Raw genomic sequence first — 16,207 nt, forward strand, 5'->3', positions numbered from 1 at the left:
TAAAGGTTGAGGAACTGAAAGACGCAAAGTAACGAGCTTTGGTTTTTGCTGTATTTCCAGGACTGACTTGAATGAGTCCACTTGCAAAGGCGATTGCATCCGCACCGTGAATAGTGCCTGCCCCGTCCTGTCCATCAATATGTTGATTCCAGTAACCGCCCTTCACATTGCGCGAAGTGTTGAGAATAATGGCACGGATCATTTCTGGAAATCCGCCCAGATACGAATTTTGCCCGATTAAATCTGCCACCATTCCGCTCGCTGTGGGAATTGACATACTCACGGGTGGTAGTGAATGATGTTCCCAAGGAGTGGTCCCCGGAGCTACCACATATGGCATTTCTCGGTCACTGGGGCAATTGGGCCCAGATCCGCTAAAGCATGAACCAGAAACGGGAGGTGGGTTTACAGTTTGAGTAGCCCCAGCGCCGCATGTAATTGTGTCAATCGAGAAATGGACTGTAGCCGAATCCTTCACGTTGCCATAACCCAATCCGGCTTATGTACAAGAGTCCAGACCCGATTCTACTGCCATCTTCAATCTGACATCTCTTTTGCGCACAGATTCAGATTCCTTGCGTTTCGGTTCCTTTTTCAAGCAAATCAAGTTGCCCGCAAATTATTTGTCGCCTTGATCAAGGGCCCTGCATGAGGGCTGAACGATGCGGGTGGCACAAGCCTCAAGGGGCATGATCCTTCACCCACTCCCAGGCCAAGGAGTAATAAAAGAAATTGGTCCGGGATCCGCTCGCGGGAATACGATTGGCATAGGGCGCGATGTCGATATAATAGGAGCTTCCCGCCGTGAGGCTCGCGGGCCCTACATCCACGACTTCAACGTTGCTATCCCAACTGGCGGAAGATTGCGTTCCTCCGTTGTATTGGACGATTAGATCCAGATCGCTGAGGGCATTCGTGCTTCCTCCCACGATAGGATTACTGTCCCAAGTGAGCACGACCCTCAAATGCTTGCCGCTCGGTTTGGGATTGGGCACCAAGAAATTGAAGCGCTTGTTAGCCGAAAAATCGGCTGCATACCATGATCCGGCGGTCATTCCCTTTTCCACCGCGGTATTTCCGGGAGAGACCGAGGTATGGCTTTGGGCGAAGGCGACGGCTTCCGATCCGGAGACGACGCCCGTTCCATCGCGATCATCGCTGCTCACCAACCAATCCCCTCCTTCCACGTTCTGCGCGGTCAACATCAAGGTAGCTCGCACCTTTTCGGGCCATCCCGCCAAGCGCGAATCGGCGGCGATCACGTCGGCGGCCAATCCGGACACCACGGGAGCGCTCAAGCTGGTCCCGCAATTAACTCCACCGCGTCCCTCCAGGCAGGTGGTCGCGAAATCGGTTCCCGTGCCGGGTATTCCGGGAGCCACGACGTAAGGCATCTCGCGGTCGCCCGCGCAATCCGCACCGGTTCCCGAGATGCAAGAACCGTAAACCGGAGGAGGATTCTTGGCTTGCATGCACTCCGCCATCTCATAAGTCGTCCCATTGGTGTTCCTCACGTTCCCGACGCTGATGGCGTTGTAGCATTGCCAGTTCACCTCGTACTGATATCCGGAGTTATAGGTGAGAGTCGCGAAAACCGGGTAGGGATAGCGGTAGGCGAAATCGTCCATGGTCAGGAACTCGGGATAGGTGCTGCGGTAGGGAGTGGTCGTCCCGCGAGCCAAACTCAAGCTAACGGTTTGGATTCCGTTATTGATGATGTAATTGACGTCGTCGGTTCCGTCGTAAGTGTAAGTCTTGCGGTGGAAGAAGGTCGCGGACGGCGCGGTAAGCGCTAGGGTCTTGAAGACGGCTTGGGTATGTTGGATGTCGATGACGTTGGTCGTGGTATACGCGTCGTAGGTCGCCGAGACGCCGATGCAACCGAGAAAGGCCGAACTCAATCCCGATTCGAAAGTCGCCGCATGCACGCCATATCCCGCGCCGGAAGGCACCGGCCCTGGATTGTAGCCGGCAATGGCAAGGGTGGAAAGCTCAACGCCGCCTGCCGGTTCATTTTTGAATTCGGCGACGGAACCCACATCCGCATCCGCTTTCAGGCTTTGCAATTGTTCTTTCGTGACGTCGCAAACCGTCTTCCCCTTGCCTTCATGGATGCATCCGCTCAAGCCATAGCGCGATTCCAAAACATCCAGATCGGTCAGAGGTCCGACGGCTGCGGCCGACAGGCTGCTGGCAATCATGGTTTCGTTCGTGGCCAAGGTTTTATCGGGATACCTGATCTGCGGATACTTCGGCTTAATCACGACTTTGAGTTGATCGAAGTTTCCCATCGTCATTCGCTTGTTCTCGACTTCTTCACTAAGACGCCCGAGCCGCCCCAAGCGGCTTTGTTCTTCGAGATTCTGCCAAAGGAGCAGATCTTCCGTGGAACGGGCAACCCCACCTATTTTCGTTTTCATCAAGCCAGTGCCATCGTCCCGGTATTTTTCCACCTTGAACACGGCCCCGGGAAGGGCGTGCGGAAACTCCATGTATCGCATGGTTACGGGCTCTCCCCATGCGAATGCGGCGATGGCGTAAGCGAAAATCGGAAAAACGTTACGGTTAACTTTACGCATTCTCCCCCCCAATTGATTTCGCGTTCCCCAGAATCGAGAATTATCAATTATATCATCACAATTATCACATGCCTTTCCAACAGGCATCTTAGCGCGCGGGCAAACGGATTATACTGAATGGCGCATCGCTCAGGATTGAGACTGCCGCATCAACGCCTGCTTACCGGAGATTTTCGAATCGGAGCGCGGTTTTTTGCGGTATCGCCGCGAGACTTCCCTGGAGAAAATAGCGTTAAGGAAAAGAAAAACCCTATAACCAGTACGCACAGATTGTGCGTACTATTTTGCCGACGCCCTCGCATCGGGAAAAGAGAGGTCCTAAAGCGGGCCTATTTGGTCTTAATGGATTGTGGGTTAGGTACGGCGGATTGAACATCGCCGACCTTGAGAGCATTCACGCTGCCCGAAGTGATGTCCGTGCTTACCCCGTAAATGAAGAGCGAATCGATCGACGTGCCGATCGGATCATCCTTGTGAGGAAGGGAGATGAGGAAAGCCTGATGGCTGGTTTCGGGTAATCCATGGAAAACGAATTTACCGGACATGGATTTGGCGGCATAGCCCGTTCCGTAGAGGAACAGATAATTATCCCAAGTCGAACTTAAGGAATTGGTATCGATGACGCCTTCGATATCCGTTAGCGGCGATACGATCCTGTCTATCCGGACCGCGTCCCCGAGCCTTGCGGCCCCGCTATCAGCATCGGGAAGGACAAAGCGAGATCCATCCTTGCGGAATTCGAATCCCTTCAGGATGGCGCCTCGCTCCTGACCCGCCACCACCAGGTTGAACGCGTAGACCCCGTTCTCCACCGACCCCTTCGGCCACAACGAGTCCGCCAATGCCTGGAACGCCTCCGCCTTCAGCGATGCCGAAGGCGCGCCCGCCACGTCCACGGTCAGGAGAGGTTGCGGCGAGAAGCCGGGTACGGGGATCTGCGTCGATGCGTAGACTTGCAAAGATCCGGTCACGGGCACCGGCGCCCCGGAGCTGTCCCGGAAACCCAACTGGATCTCGGTCGGGTTCCCCGTGCCCACGCTCGTTCCCGCGATGCGCCCATCGCATGCCGACAGCGCGAGCGCTGCCGCAGCCATCCAAGCGGCGGCCTGGAAGACCTGCATCGGACGAAGGCGGTGGGCGGAAAATATCATGGCAGTTTCGTGTTCGGGTACAATTGCATGCTCAAGGTAAAGATGCGATCGGTCTCGCGTTCCCGATCGATGATTTCCTTGAGTTCCTCCTGGAATGATACAATCCGTTCCTTGATCGCTGCAAATCCCCGCTCGGACGTGGAAAAAACGAGGGTGTTGTACTGGCGGTATTGGGGAGCCACCGCATCCAGCATGTTCGCAGCCATCTGGATGAATTGGAGATTATAATGCTTGGCCAGGAAACCTTTGAATTCGGGTTCCGTGGCCAAATGCTTCTCCGTGACCGCGTATCCGTTGGCCATCTTCTTGATGAGCTTTAGGCCTAAAAGGACTTGAATGGCTTCATCCACTTGGGTGGAGGTGATGGTGGGACGGATGCGTTTGGCGATTTCGACGGGATTGCTTTGGGTTTGGCATATCTCGAAATAATTCCAGATGACCGGGTAATACCAGGTGGAAAAGAATTTGTATTGGCTTTCGCTCAGGATCTTCGCCTTGGACCCGCGGAATTGGGAGAGCTGAAGGAAGAAATGATTCTTCTCTTCCATGTCCTTGGCTTGGTTGAATTGCACCAGGAATTCGAAGTACTGGCCCTCCCGCTCCTTGAGGTCCATGGCGCGCACGAATTTGGGCCGCAAGGAGGAACTTAAGTTGCGCTTCCCCTTGAGGATGGCGTAGAGCAGGCCCGAAGTGAACAAGGCCGGGCTGATTTTCCCGCTGAACGTCCGCAGGGAAAACACCGGATTGATCGACTTCTGGTGGTCGCAGAAATCCTTGATGAATTCCCGATAGTTCAGGAACAAGAAAATATTCGGGCGATCTTTGGGCATTCTGATTCAAATGATAGCCATATTCGCTTTTACGCCCGGGTAGGCGTTGTCCCAGGCACCTTCAACCTACGCACAAACTGTGCGGAACTTTTTTTGAAAATGGCGGAATCGGGGCTTCTTCAGGGAAAAACGCATGTCTAGTTTGAGATCCCTCGGGAGAACCTCTTGTGACCGAAGGCAGTCTCATTCCCCCCAATACCTGGCCCGAAGAAGAATCCGGGAAGTTGAACGTATTGGTCGTGGATGATGAGGATCCGGTACGGGAACTCATCGCCTACGTTCTCGATAGCCATGGGTATCGGGTCTTCAGCGCGCGGCATGCCCAGGAGGCTTTGTTTCTGCACGCCGGCTTTCCGGGCACCTTCCATCTCCTACTCACCGACATTTGCATGGATCCGCATGAAGACGGTTTCGTACTGGCGCGCGCGTTGCGCCGCGGCCGGCCCGACTTACGCGTTATCTATGCTTCCGGCTACGTGGAGCCCGATCGTCTGCAACGGGAAGTGGATGGAACCGGCGCCTTGTTCCTTCCCAAGCCTTTCACTCCGGCGGCTTTGCTGGAGACGGTCCAGCGCAGCCTGACCGCCGCTTCACCAGCCTGAATTTCGCTTCCCCGGCCTGATTTCCTTGTCCACAGCGTGGACAGGCTTCCTCCATCCGTCCACGCCATGGACAGAGAAAGCGTCCGAATTAACGCATTTCTCCGAATTTAGCGGACCACCGGGGAATGGAACCCGGCACGTACCTTGCTTTTCCAATCAAACATGAAGATCTGGTTTTGCCTGGCCGCCATCCTTTCGCTCACGGGTTGCTACACCCAGCTCTACACCGGCGGGTACGCCGAACGGACCGTTTACCCGTATCCCTATGATCGCGATGCGTCTCCCCGCGATTCCGTCGTGGCAGACTCGCTCGATTCCGTAGCCGCCGCCGACACCCTGCATCACCCGAAAACGGTTATCGTCAATAACTATTACGATAACAGCCCGTATTATCGGGGTTATTCGATCGATGCCTGGGATTATCCCGCCATCAGCCTCGGCTTCTACTCGGGACGCTACCGGGATTATTACGGCCCGTATTGGTGGGGCGATGGGCATGCCGGTCGCAGGCATTATCGCCAGTATTACGAAACCTATCCCGGGGGCGGCACGACCCAGGGTCCCTATCATTCGGACCGTCGCATATTCCCTCCCGCGTCTTCGCAACCCCCTTTGCATAAGGGCCGCCGCTCCGAACCCGCGCAGCCCGCGGCTAAACCCGCGGCGCCGGCGCCCGCCGCCCCGGCGCAATCAACGGCCCCGGCCGAATCATCCCGATCCTCATCTTCATCCGACGACGGGAAGTCGTCTTCCAACTCCTCATCTGGATCTTCCGGCGGTTCGTCCAACGATCAACACGATTTGCATAAGGGCAGGCGCTAATGGGACGGATCGCTCTGCTCTCGGTGTTCTTGCTGGCCGCCACCTTCGCCTCCGCGCAGGATGCGAGCGATCCCTTCGGCTTGGGTCGCGCCCAGGACATCGACGCGCGGGCCATGGGGCTGGGGGGCGCCTATACGGCCGTGGCCTCGGATGGTTCGGCCCTCTACTATAATCCCGCCGGCCTTTCGGCGGTAAAGAAGCACGAGGTGGGCCTTTCCCTGGAACGCACCGTGCTCACCGGGATCGGCCGCCGGGACGCCTACCCGTCCCTGCATATGCGTCAGGAGGATCTGCGCATCCAATCGGCGACGTGGCTGCTGCCCGTTCCCACCTCGCGCGGCGGACTCACCTTCGCCCTGGGTTATTACCGGCCGCGGAACTTCGCCGACCTCGCGGGATACCAGGATGATAAATCGGCCACCCTCGGCGCATACGAATACCAAGCCAGCGGCGGCCTGGACGCTTGGCGGGTCGCCTTCGGTGTGGACTTGGCCCCCGACATCGCCTTCGGCCTTGCAAGCGGGCTGGTCACGGGCAGCGAGGAGGTCCGCATCCAGGGCACTTCCGATGGCACGGTGGGCTACCTACGCGATTATGCCGGCATGGATTTGGAGCCTTCGCTGATGTTCAAGATTTCCCCGCGGCTGAAACTGGGGCTATCGATGGTGATCTGGGAGCATATCTTCGACCTTCAACAAACCTATGAGGTGCAGGACCAAGGGAATTCGGTGCGCCACTTCCACGCCGATTTCCCTTTCCAGATCAAGTCGGGCCTGGCTTACCAAGGCGATAGCTGGCTCGTCTCCGCGGACGCCCGCCTCAACGCCTGGAGCCAGTACCAATTCGAGGAACGCAACGTTTCGACCTACCAGAAAACCGGTTACCAGGACGAGCTTATCCTGGCGGTGGGCGGCGAGAAGTTCATCCGCCCGGCGAACATGGTGCTGCGCGCGGGTTATACCTACAATGCCCTGCCCGAGCGAGGGGACTACGATCCCACCTACGATCTGAACCGGTTCAGCGTGGGCGCGGGCTTTCTGTTCAGCGGATCGCTCTCGCTCGACCTCGCGTATTCGTACTCCTTCTGGGGATGGGCCGGAATCGGGGAAACCGCGGGCCAGACCTTGGACAATCGGGAACATCGCGCCCTTGCGACCTTCGCCTTCCGTTATTGATTTACGTTCCCGGAGCGGGGATGTTACCTTAGGCCCAGCATGCGCCGATGCCTCATCCCCCTTCCGCTCCTGGCGGGCTTAAGCCTAGCCTGGTCCGCGGATGCGGACCGCTTCCGCCTGGACCGTTATGAACCGGGCCCTCAGCCTCCCGCCTTCGACACGAGCTTGCTGGAACCGCTGGAAAGCTATGGGCAGGTGCATTCGGCGAGCTTCGCGGGTTGGGCCGATACCGGCTTGTACATCGGCACGCAACTGGGCCGTTACCCCCAGATCCATTCCGTGGCCGCGCCGGGCGCCGATCGCCGGCAAGTGACCTTCTTCCCGCGGCGCATCGCCACCGCGGAAATGAATCCGGTTCCCTCCCGGCGGAACTTCCTGTACTCCTACGACGAAGGCGGCGATGAGCAATTCCAATTGCGCCTGTTCGATCTGGCACGGGGCCGGAGCCTGCCCTTGGGAATGCCTCCCGGCCGCGCCGAGGGGACCATCTGGAACGATTCCGGTACGACCTTCGCCTACGCCCACGTGCCCGCCGGGACGGATCGCTGGGACATCCGCCTGGGCCGCCCCAACGGCTTCGATTCCCTTCTGCTTTCCCTGCCCGGAAGCTGGTCCCCCATGGACCTGCGCCCGGACGGGAAGCGGTTGCTGATCCAACGCTACGTGTCCGCGGCGGAAGCCGAATTGTACGCGCTCGATATCCCCGGCGGGACCTTGACCTTGCTCTCCCCGGGCCCGCCCGCCTTCATCGACGACGCGGCCTGGGTGAAGGCCGGGGGTAACTCGCGGGATACCTCGTGGCAGGTGGTCTTCACTTCGGACCGGGACGGCGAGGCCCATCGCCTGTACCGGCTGGATCCGGACAGCGTCCTGCCCGCCGGCGGATTCCCGGCGGCGGGTACGGGCCCTACGCGTCCCATGCACCGCGCGACCGCCACCCCCGCGGCCATCTCCGCGCCCGGTCCCTGGGACGTGGAATGGGTTTCGGTCGCCCCCGACCGCCGCACCCTGGCCTGGTCGGTCAACGAAGAGGGTTATAGCCGGGTACACGTGCTGGCGCCCGGGTCCAAAACCCCGAAGGCCCTCACGGGCGGCCCGCGCGGCCTGTTCCAGGAAGCCAAGTTCCGTCCCGGGCCCCATCCCAGGGAATTCGCCCTCGCGGCCTCCAATGGCTCGATGCCCGGGGACGTGTGGACCTGCGATTGGGCGCAAGACCGCTGGACGCGGTGGACCTTTAGCGAGACGGGCGGGCTTCCGGCGGCGGCCTTCCGCCTACCGCAACTCGCGCGTTACCCCGGCGGCTCCGGAGGGCCGGGCGCGGGGATCGGGAAGGTCCCCGCCTGGGTCTATCGGCCCGATTCGCTGGCCTTCCCGGGACCGCGTCCCGTGGTGATCCAGATCCATGGAGGCCCCGAACAGCAGGCGCGCCCGGGTTTCGAGGCCTACGTCCAGTTCCTGTGCGGGAGCATGGGCTATGTGGTGATCCTGCCCAACGTGCGGGGTTCCAGCGGCTATGGGAAGAGCTGGCTGAAGGCGGACGACGGGTACGCGCGCATGGGAGCCGTGCGGGACATCGGCGCATTGCTCGACTGGATCGGACGCCAACCGGGTATGGATCCGCGGCGGGTGGCCGTGTCCGGACGATCGTACGGCGGTTTCATGTCTTTGGCTTCCCTGGTCGAATACGGTCCCAGGCTGAAAGCGGGCATCAGCATCGTCGGCATCAGCCATTTCCCCACCTTCCTGAAACAGACCAGCGGTTACCGTCGCGATCTGCGGCGGGTGGAATACGGGGACGAGCGCGACCCGCGCATGGCGGCCTTCCTGGACAGCATTTCGCCTTTGACCCGGGCCGATCGCATCCGTACGCCTCTCTTGCTGATCCACGGCCGGAACGATCCGCGCGTGCCCTACGGCGAATCGGAACGCATTTTCGCGGCGGTCAAGGCGCGCCGCGTGCCTACCTGGTTCCTGACCTTCGAGGATGCCGGCCACGGCGTGCATGATCTGGACGATCAGAAGGCGCAGTGGCGCGTGGAGACGGAGTTCCTAGCGCGACACTTGGGAACGCCCTCCTCGGGAACGCGATCCGGGCCCGGGTCGCACTGATAAATTCCGCCGACGATATCCTGCCACGCTGACAAGGAAACGCGCGCCGCGCGCCTGCCATCGCAAGGGGGGAAATGCTATCTTTGCGTGGCGCGGCGACCGCGGGTCGAAGCGATCGAGGAAGCGTACTCCGGTCGAAGCGACCTCGAAGCGAACGCCTCGGCGCGGAAAGGCATCAGGGATGCGGGCTTTGAAGAAATACCTGTCTTCCTCCATCGGGAGGAAACAGATGATGGGGCTTACCGGCATTATCCTCTACGGTTTCCTGCTCGCCCACCTGCTGGGCAACATCGGCATGCTGGCCGGCGCCGAGCGCTATAACCGCTACGGCTACCTGCTTCTGAACCAGATCTCCGAAATCATCTTGCCCACGGAAATCATCCTCATCCTCGCGTTCGTCCTCCACGTATACCTGGCCCTCAGGCTGGCGCGCGAGAATAAGGCCGCGCGGCCAGTCGCTTACGCGATGAAAAAGAACTCCAAGGCCAGCGGGCATAGCGCCGCCATGACCTTCACCGGCCTGGCCATCGCCATTTACGTGGTCATCCACATCGCCAATTTCCGCTACGGCACCGCAGGGATGGGCGGCATGCCCACCGTGACCTACGACGGAGTCGAGATGCACGACCTGTACGGCAACATGATCCGCGCCTTCTCGCATTGGTGGTACACGCTCGGTTACGTCGTGGCGATGCTGCTCATCTTCTCCCACCTCTCCCACGGCATCCAGAGCAGTTTCCAGAGCCTCGGATTCAACCATCCGAAATGGTCGCCCATGATCGCCTGGGGTGGCAAGGCCTATGCGGTCTTGATCTCCGGGGGCTTCATCCTGCTCGCCGTCTGGGCCTATTTCCAACACGGAGGCATGCCGTCATGATCCTGGATCCTAAAATCCCTCCGGGCCCCGTCGAGAAGAAATGGGACGAGTTCAAGTTCCACATGAAGCTGGTCAATCCGGCCAATAAGCGGAAGTACAAGGTCATCGTGGTCGGCACGGGCCTGGCTGGCTCCTCCGCGGCCGCGAGCCTGTCCGAACTCGGCTACAACGTGCATGCCTTTACCTGGCAGGACAGCCCGCGGCGGGCCCACAGCATTGCCGCCCAAGGCGGCATCAACGCCGCCAAGAACTATCCCAACGACGGCGACAGCGTGCAGCGCCTGTTCTACGATACCGTGAAGGGCGGGGATTTCCGCGCCCGCGAAGCCAACGTCTACCGCTTGGCCCAGGTCTCGGTCAACATCATCGATCAATGCGTGGCGTTGGGGGTCCCTTTCGCCCGCGATTACGGCGGCCTCCTCGACAACCGCTCCTTCGGCGGCACCCAGGTTTCCCGCACCTTCTACGCCCGCGGCCAGACGGGCCAGCAGTTGCTCCTCGGCGCCTATTCCACCATGATGCGCCAGGTGGGCTTAGGGAACGTGAAGCTCTACACCCGCAAGGAATTCCTCGACCTGGTCGTCATCGACGGCAAGGCGCGCGGCATCATCGTGCGCGATCTCCTGACCGGCCAGCTGGAACGCCATGAGGCGGATGCGGTGCTGCTTTGCACGGGCGGTTACGGACGCGTATTCTACCTATCGACCAACGCCATGGGCAGCAACGTCACGGCCACCTGGCGCGCCCACAAGCGCGGCGCCTTTTTCGCAAATCCTTGCTACACCCAGATCCATCCCACCTGCATCCCCGTCACCGGCGAGCATCAAAGCAAGCTGACCCTGATGTCGGAAAGCCTGCGCAACGACGGGCGCGTATGGGTGCCGAAGAAGGCGGGCGACAAACGGGCCCCCGAGACCATTCCCGAAGCCGAGCGCTATTACTTCCTGGAAGAGCGCTATCCCAGCTTCGGCAACCTGGTGCCCCGCGACGTGGCCTCCCGGAACGCCAAGGACGTATGCGACAAGGGCATGGGCGTGGGCCATAGCGGACTCGCCGTCTACCTCGACTTCGCCGACGCCATCAAGCGCATCGGCGAGGCCAAGATCAAGGAGAAGTACGGCAACCTCTTCGATATGTACTTCCGCATCACCGACGAGAATCCCTACAAGTCCCCGATGCGCATCTATCCCGCCGTGCATTACACCATGGGCGGGCTATGGGTGGATTACAACCTCATGAGCAACGTGCCTGGATTGCATGTGTTGGGCGAAGCCAATTTCTCCGACCATGGCGCCAACCGCCTGGGCGCCAGCGCCTTGATGCAGGGCCTGGCCGACGGGTATTTCATCATCCCGCAGACCTTAGGGCATTACTTGGCCTCGACCAACCTGCCCAAGGTGACGACGGACCATGCCGCCTTCAAGGACGCCGAAGCGGCGCAGAGGGAAATCATCAACAAGCTCTTGGCCGTGAAGGGCAAGAAGGCAGCGGCCGAGTTCCACCGCGAACTGGGCAAGGTCATGTGGGACAAGTGCGGCATGGCACGCACCGAGAAGAGCCTCAAGGAAGCCCTCGTCGAAATCCCCCGCATCCGCGACGAGTTCTGGAAGAACGTGAACGTGACCGGCACTGGGGCCGCTCTGAACCAGGCCTTGGAAGAGGCCGGGCGCGTGGCCGATTTCCTGGAGTTCGGCGAGCTCTTGGTGCGGGACGCCCTGCACCGGAACGAAAGCTGCGGCGGGCATTTCCGCGAGGAATCCCAGACCCCGGAAGGCGAAGCCTTGCGCGACGACGACAAGTTCTGCTACGCGGCTGCGTGGGAGTTCAAGGGAGTGGGGAAAGAACCGGATTTGCACAAGGACGTGCTGACCTTCGAGAACGTGCATCTGACGCAGCGGAGCTATAAGTAGGAGCCTATCGATGAACTTCACCTTACGCGTTTGGCGCCAGAAGGATGCCAAGGATCCCGGCGGCTTCAAGGAATATAAGGCCCACGACGTCCTGGCCGACATGTCGTTCCTGGAAATGCTCGACGAGGTGAACAACGAGCTGATCGCCAAGAACGAGGAACCGATCGCCTTCGAGAGCGACTGCCGCGAAGGCATTTGCGGGACCTGCTGCCAGATGATCAACGGCGAGGCCCACGGTCCCGAGACCGGCGCCACCGTCTGCCAATTGTTCATGCGCAGCTTCAAGGACGGGGACACCATCATCATCGAGCCTTGGCGGGCCAGTGCCTTCCCCATCCTCAAGGATCTTGTGGTGGACCGCTCCGCCTTCGACGAGATCACCGCCGCGGGCGGATTCATTTCGGCCAACGTGGGCGGGGCGCAGGACGCCAATTGCATCCTGGTCCCGAAGCCCGAGGCGGATACCGCCATGGACGCGGCCGCCTGCATCGGCTGCGGCGCCTGCGTGGCGGCCTGCCCCAACGCCTCGGCCATGCTCTTCGTAGCCGCCAAGGTATCGCACCTCGCGCATCTGCCCCAGGGCCAGCCGGAGAAGGCCAAGCGCGCCTTGGCCATGGTCTCCAAGATGGACGGCCTAGGTTTCGGCAATTGCCGCAACTATTACGAGTGCGAGGCGGCCTGCCCCAAGGAAATCTCCGTCGAACATATCGCGAAGATGAACCGCGAGTATGGGGCGGCGATCCTGTTGGGTAAGACCAACCCTCCGGCTTGAGCGCTTAGAAGCAGGTCTCCCCGGCTTTTACGGAGATCAATCCTTATTTAACCTTGTTAGACTAGGGATTTTTAGACCAATTCGGTTGATGGTCTTTATCCTTTTCCAGGGCCTTCTTGAGCGAGTCCACGTTTAATTCGAAGCAAACCTGCTCCTTATCATAACAGCGGCTGAGCGCCGCGAAAACATTGGTCGCGCGCGACCCGGCTTCCGAAGCCAAGGACCCCAGGCAGGCCGTAGCGCTTTCGGTTAAGGACACCGGAACCAGGTTGACGTCCTTTCCCTCCTCATTGCCCAAGAAGGCTAATCCGAGGGCATTGAATTGGAGTAGGAACTGCGAAGGCTTCTTCTCCATCGGGTTCTTCTCTAACGTAGCACCCAATTTTTCCATCAAGGTTTTCGCGCCGACCTGGGAGGTGATCCATTCTCCCGCCTTCCCGATCCGCTGCTTCTCATCCAATCGGGTGACCAGGACGAGCGACACCTTGCGGTCCGCATCCCCCAGGATCGGGTAGTAGTACCGTTCCAGGCTCGAAAAAGCCCTGGGATCCAAGCTTATGGCCGTGTCCTTAACGTTCAGGACCGATTTGCAATCCGGTTCGAAGACGCGGATGGAATCCCCCAAGCGGCTCCGCTTCCCTTCGGACGCGTCATGGAACCCGAGAACGTTAGCGACGGTATCGTTCATGTCGGCTTGGAAATCCCGCAAACCCTTTTCCGCCGCCTGCTTCGATGACGGCGAGGTGGAAATGGTCTGGTGCCGGGTGCAAGCAGATAACAAGCAGAGGGAGACGGCGACGCAAAGCTTTCCCATCGTTTCCATCAATGGCTCCAGGGGATAAAGGTACGGCTAATGCCGTACCATACGGCGGTAGTATTCATCGCGAAATCGGCGTAGCTGATGTAGGTGTTATTCTGGAGCAAAGGATTCGGATCATTGAAATGAATGTACCCGTTTGCCGAGTTGGTACCGCCGTACCCGACCGCGACGCGGTAATGCGTGAGCCCCCCCGGCAATGTGTACGCGAAGATAAATGGAGAACACGATTGCCCGCCGGGCATCATGGGCGGGATCTCGTCCCAGCTCAAGACGCCGTCACGAATGGAGCAATTGTTCGTGCTCAGTATTTGCGGCCACAGGCCTTGATTGCAACTGGAGTTGCCGGTGTTGGGTACGCAGCAATTCGTTCCGCTCATGAAGCCTTGGGCAACCGCGTACCTGGCGTCATTGCACTGATAATAAATCTTGGAATGGTCCGTCGGCTCGAGATCCCCGTAATAAGCCCGGACCATTTGCGCGCTCCCGGCCCAACACCAACGCGTTTGGTCGACGAATTTGATCGGAACCGGACAGTCTACGGCCGCCAGAACGGCTCGAGCGCCCGAAAGCGCCAGGACCATCGATAAAATTCGGAATCGATTACTGCATCGGCCTGTCATCGTCCATCTCCTTATGAAGGCGATTTAGATGACAAAGCATAGTAATTGGTAACCTGCTAAGGAATCGGCAGGGACAATGATTCCGCGGTCTTTTGGAAATCGAAAATCCGATCGGGGGATTTGTCGGGATTGGATGTCAGTATATAGCTAGGAACCTTTCGGTTTCCGGGGGGAACGCGAGGGATGATGAAGAATCGCAGTTCAAACCGTTCACCATAGGGGAGCGCACCAAGATGGAAACGGCCATCCGTAATGGATATCACATTGAAATAAGGAGAACCAGGGATGTAAACATAGGCGGACGCCGCACCGGCTGACAATGACTGCCAATTATGGATTAAGCCTTGATAAGAGGCCACGGTATCTTGGAGGTAAAAGGGTTTAACGGTGTCTTGAAGCGGATTCTTGGGAGAAGAAATGAACTGATTGGAGTCCTTTACCAGACCGAGCCCGGTCAACAAGCCCTCCTGGGTCATGGGTTCGAGGAGGTCCTTAGAATAAATCTGCAGCATGATCCGTATCGAGAAAGCGAATGTTCCGGTATCGGCATTCGGCGTGGCGGCGCGGGCACGAACCAGATCATCGGGGTGGAGGACCAGAACGTTCCCCTTCATCGGAAGCGTGTCAATGGGATCCGGCGAGAAGACGGGGACCTGGAAGCCCTGGTACAGGAGTACTTTTTTCTGGACGGAATCTGCGTCGATGAAATAAGTAGAATCCAGTTCGATCCGAATGGAGTCGCCTAACTTGATGGAGAGGGCGGTAGCAGGAAAGTATCCGCCGCAGTTCGCGGAACAGCCGGACTCGCTTGTTTGCAATTCCGCAATCTTAATCGGGTTCCCGCAGCCCGCGCTGTTCCCGGCGCAGCCGTGGTCGCCGGCATCTTCCATGCATCCGGCCAAAAAGGCCAATAGGATCCATCCGCCCGCACTTCTCATTTTACCGCCCCAGGCTTAGACGTTTCCCAACGGGTATGCGGATACAGCTGCATGTTCAGCGCGCAAATCAGCTCTTCGTGCTTATCATGGCTGAGGATTTCGCGAAGCTCCTCCTGGAAGGCATCCATACGTTCCTTCACGGCCTCGAAGGCCCGCTTGGAGATGGAGAAGACCAGGGTATTGTACTGGCGATGCTCGGGCGGAACCTCGTCCAGCATGCGCCCGGCCATGCCGATGAATTCCTTATGGTGGTGGTTCGCCACCAGATCCTGGACTTCCTTGTCGGTGGTCACGTGGGATTCGGTCGGCTCATACCCGTTGGCGGTGCGCCGCAATAACCCGAGCTGCAAAAGCATACGCACGGACTCTTCTACCTGCGCCGGCGTGAGGGAAGGCCAGATCCGGCGGGCGATCTCGTTGGGGTTCTTCTGGTCCCGAACCATGCCGAAGTAGCACCAAACCACCAGGTAGTACCACTTGGAATAGAAACCGTACTGCCCTTGGGACACGCGCTTGGCTTTGGATTCATGGAAGCGCGCCAGTTCCCGGAAGAGTTGATTGCGCTCATCTATGCTTTTGGACTGGTTGAACTGGACCAGAAGCTGGAAGTAACGCGATTCCTTTTCCTTCAGGTTCATCGTCTTGGCCAGTTTAATGCGGAAGTCGGAGCTCAAGGATCGCTTCCCCGCGATGACCGCGGATAATATCCCGGATGAAGACATAGAATGCGATATTAAGCCCAAAAATGTGCGCATGGAAAAGCCCGGATCGGCGATTTTGCAATAGTCGAAATAGGCCTTCAGGTATTCCTTGAAATCCATGAAATGGAAGATATTTGGGCGTTCCTCGCTCATATTGGTCTTAAAGATAATCCTTTTCATCATCCCGGGTTGTCTTTTCCGAGCTATTAAATGGGAGCCTTTTTCTGCGCACAAAACTGGCGCACATATGCGCACAAAACCACCTTTATGCGGCTACGCACATTCTGTACGTTTCGTCCCA

At 58.8% G+C, this 16,207-nt stretch carries 14 protein-coding genes; 7 read left to right on the forward strand and 7 right to left on the reverse strand.

Features of this window, described 5'->3' with window-relative positions; translation table 11 throughout:
• Positions 1 to 680: 680 nt before the first annotated feature.
• From JF616_22400 to JF616_22410, 3 genes are all read right to left on the reverse strand, one after another.
• A complete protein-coding gene (locus JF616_22400; protein ID MBW8890513.1) occupies positions 681 to 2,579 on the reverse strand; it encodes a S8 family serine peptidase in 1,899 nt (632 codons plus the stop codon).
• A gap of 329 nt (positions 2,580 to 2,908) precedes the next feature.
• Positions 2,909 to 3,730 carry a hypothetical protein gene (locus JF616_22405; GenBank protein MBW8890514.1) on the reverse strand — a complete coding sequence of 274 codons (822 nt, stop codon included), beginning with the start codon at positions 3,728 to 3,730 and terminating at the stop codon, positions 2,909 to 2,911.
• Complete coding sequence (locus JF616_22410; protein MBW8890515.1) at positions 3,727 to 4,560, reverse strand: TIGR02147 family protein; 834 nt, start codon at positions 4,558 to 4,560, stop codon at positions 3,727 to 3,729. The genes JF616_22405 and JF616_22410 overlap by 4 nt, the downstream gene beginning before the upstream one ends.
• Before the next feature lie 167 nt (positions 4,561 to 4,727).
• Here JF616_22410 and JF616_22415 point away from each other — a divergent pair, with 167 nt between their 5' ends.
• The 7 genes from JF616_22415 (at position 4,728) to JF616_22445 (ending at position 12,827) form a co-directional block, all read left to right on the forward strand.
• On the forward strand, positions 4,728 to 5,162 hold the full coding sequence (locus tag JF616_22415) for a response regulator (GenBank protein ID MBW8890516.1): 435 nt from the start codon (positions 4,728 to 4,730) through the stop codon (positions 5,160 to 5,162).
• A 162-nt stretch (positions 5,163 to 5,324) separates the two neighbouring features.
• Positions 5,325 to 5,984 (forward strand): hypothetical protein, encoded by a 660-nt coding sequence (locus JF616_22420; GenBank protein ID MBW8890517.1) that lies wholly within the window; start codon positions 5,325 to 5,327, stop codon positions 5,982 to 5,984.
• On the forward strand, positions 5,984 to 7,159 hold the full coding sequence (locus JF616_22425) for an outer membrane protein transport protein (GenBank protein ID MBW8890518.1): 1,176 nt from the start codon (positions 5,984 to 5,986) through the stop codon (positions 7,157 to 7,159). Before JF616_22420 ends, JF616_22425 begins: the two co-directional genes overlap by 1 nt.
• Before the next feature lie 39 nt (positions 7,160 to 7,198).
• Positions 7,199 to 9,268 (forward strand): prolyl oligopeptidase family serine peptidase, encoded by a 2,070-nt coding sequence (locus JF616_22430; GenBank protein ID MBW8890519.1) that lies wholly within the window; start codon positions 7,199 to 7,201, stop codon positions 9,266 to 9,268.
• Positions 9,269 to 9,449: 181 nt separating this feature from the next.
• The gene (locus JF616_22435; GenBank protein ID MBW8890520.1) at positions 9,450 to 10,145 is read left to right on the forward strand and encodes a succinate dehydrogenase cytochrome b subunit; all 696 of its coding nucleotides are present in this window, start codon (positions 9,450 to 9,452) and stop codon (positions 10,143 to 10,145) included.
• Positions 10,142 to 12,055 (forward strand): fumarate reductase/succinate dehydrogenase flavoprotein subunit, encoded by a 1,914-nt coding sequence (locus JF616_22440; protein MBW8890521.1) that lies wholly within the window; start codon positions 10,142 to 10,144, stop codon positions 12,053 to 12,055. Before JF616_22435 ends, JF616_22440 begins: the two co-directional genes overlap by 4 nt.
• 10 nt (positions 12,056 to 12,065) lie before the next feature.
• Positions 12,066 to 12,827, forward strand: a complete 762-nt coding sequence (locus JF616_22445) for a succinate dehydrogenase/fumarate reductase iron-sulfur subunit (protein MBW8890522.1) — start codon at positions 12,066 to 12,068, stop codon at positions 12,825 to 12,827.
• 61 nt (positions 12,828 to 12,888) lie between these two features.
• Here the strand turns inward: JF616_22445 and JF616_22450 are convergent, their stop codons facing one another.
• The 4 genes from JF616_22450 to JF616_22465 all read right to left on the reverse strand — a co-directional run bounded on the left by JF616_22450 (position 12,889) and on the right by JF616_22465 (position 16,089).
• Positions 12,889 to 13,650 carry a hypothetical protein gene (locus tag JF616_22450; protein MBW8890523.1) on the reverse strand — a complete coding sequence of 254 codons (762 nt, stop codon included), beginning with the start codon at positions 13,648 to 13,650 and terminating at the stop codon, positions 12,889 to 12,891.
• The gene (locus JF616_22455; protein ID MBW8890524.1) at positions 13,650 to 14,228 is read right to left on the reverse strand and encodes a hypothetical protein; all 579 of its coding nucleotides are present in this window, start codon (positions 14,226 to 14,228) and stop codon (positions 13,650 to 13,652) included. The genes JF616_22450 and JF616_22455 overlap by 1 nt, the downstream gene beginning before the upstream one ends.
• Positions 14,229 to 14,323: 95 nt before the next feature.
• Positions 14,324 to 15,157, reverse strand: coding sequence for a hypothetical protein (locus JF616_22460; protein ID MBW8890525.1), 834 nt, complete (start codon positions 15,155 to 15,157; stop codon positions 14,324 to 14,326).
• A 44-nt stretch (positions 15,158 to 15,201) separates the two neighbouring features.
• The gene (locus JF616_22465) at positions 15,202 to 16,089 is read right to left on the reverse strand and encodes a TIGR02147 family protein (GenBank protein ID MBW8890526.1); all 888 of its coding nucleotides are present in this window, start codon (positions 16,087 to 16,089) and stop codon (positions 15,202 to 15,204) included.
• Positions 16,090 to 16,207: the final 118 nt, after the last annotated feature.

Source organism: Fibrobacterota bacterium, assembly GCA_019509785.1.
Lineage (GTDB): Bacteria > Fibrobacterota > Fibrobacteria > UBA11236 > UBA11236 > Chersky-265.

What these genes read in the sequence shown, in the direction of transcription:
- JF616_22400 (MBW8890513.1), bottom strand. Translation starts at nt 2,579, where the DNA reads ATGCGTAAAGTTAACCGTAACGTTTTTCCGATTTTCGCTTACGCCATC.
- JF616_22405 (MBW8890514.1), bottom strand. Translation starts at nt 3,730, where the DNA reads ATGATATTTTCCGCCCACCGCCTTCGTCCGATGCAGGTCTTCCAGGCC.
- JF616_22410 (MBW8890515.1), bottom strand. Translation starts at nt 4,560, where the DNA reads ATGCCCAAAGATCGCCCGAATATTTTCTTGTTCCTGAACTATCGGGAA.
- JF616_22420 (MBW8890517.1), top strand. Translation starts at nt 5,325, where the DNA reads ATGAAGATCTGGTTTTGCCTGGCCGCCATCCTTTCGCTCACGGGTTGC.
- JF616_22425 (MBW8890518.1), top strand. Translation starts at nt 5,984, where the DNA reads ATGGGACGGATCGCTCTGCTCTCGGTGTTCTTGCTGGCCGCCACCTTC.
- JF616_22430 (MBW8890519.1), top strand. Translation starts at nt 7,199, where the DNA reads ATGCGCCGATGCCTCATCCCCCTTCCGCTCCTGGCGGGCTTAAGCCTA.
- JF616_22435 (MBW8890520.1), top strand. Translation starts at nt 9,450, where the DNA reads ATGCGGGCTTTGAAGAAATACCTGTCTTCCTCCATCGGGAGGAAACAG.
- JF616_22440 (MBW8890521.1), top strand. Translation starts at nt 10,142, where the DNA reads ATGATCCTGGATCCTAAAATCCCTCCGGGCCCCGTCGAGAAGAAATGG.
- JF616_22445 (MBW8890522.1), top strand. Translation starts at nt 12,066, where the DNA reads ATGAACTTCACCTTACGCGTTTGGCGCCAGAAGGATGCCAAGGATCCC.
- JF616_22450 (MBW8890523.1), bottom strand. Translation starts at nt 13,650, where the DNA reads ATGGAAACGATGGGAAAGCTTTGCGTCGCCGTCTCCCTCTGCTTGTTA.
- JF616_22455 (MBW8890524.1), bottom strand. Translation starts at nt 14,228, where the DNA reads ATGGTCCTGGCGCTTTCGGGCGCTCGAGCCGTTCTGGCGGCCGTAGAC.
- JF616_22460 (MBW8890525.1), bottom strand. Translation starts at nt 15,157, where the DNA reads ATGGAAGATGCCGGCGACCACGGCTGCGCCGGGAACAGCGCGGGCTGC.
- JF616_22465 (MBW8890526.1), bottom strand. Translation starts at nt 16,089, where the DNA reads ATGATGAAAAGGATTATCTTTAAGACCAATATGAGCGAGGAACGCCCA.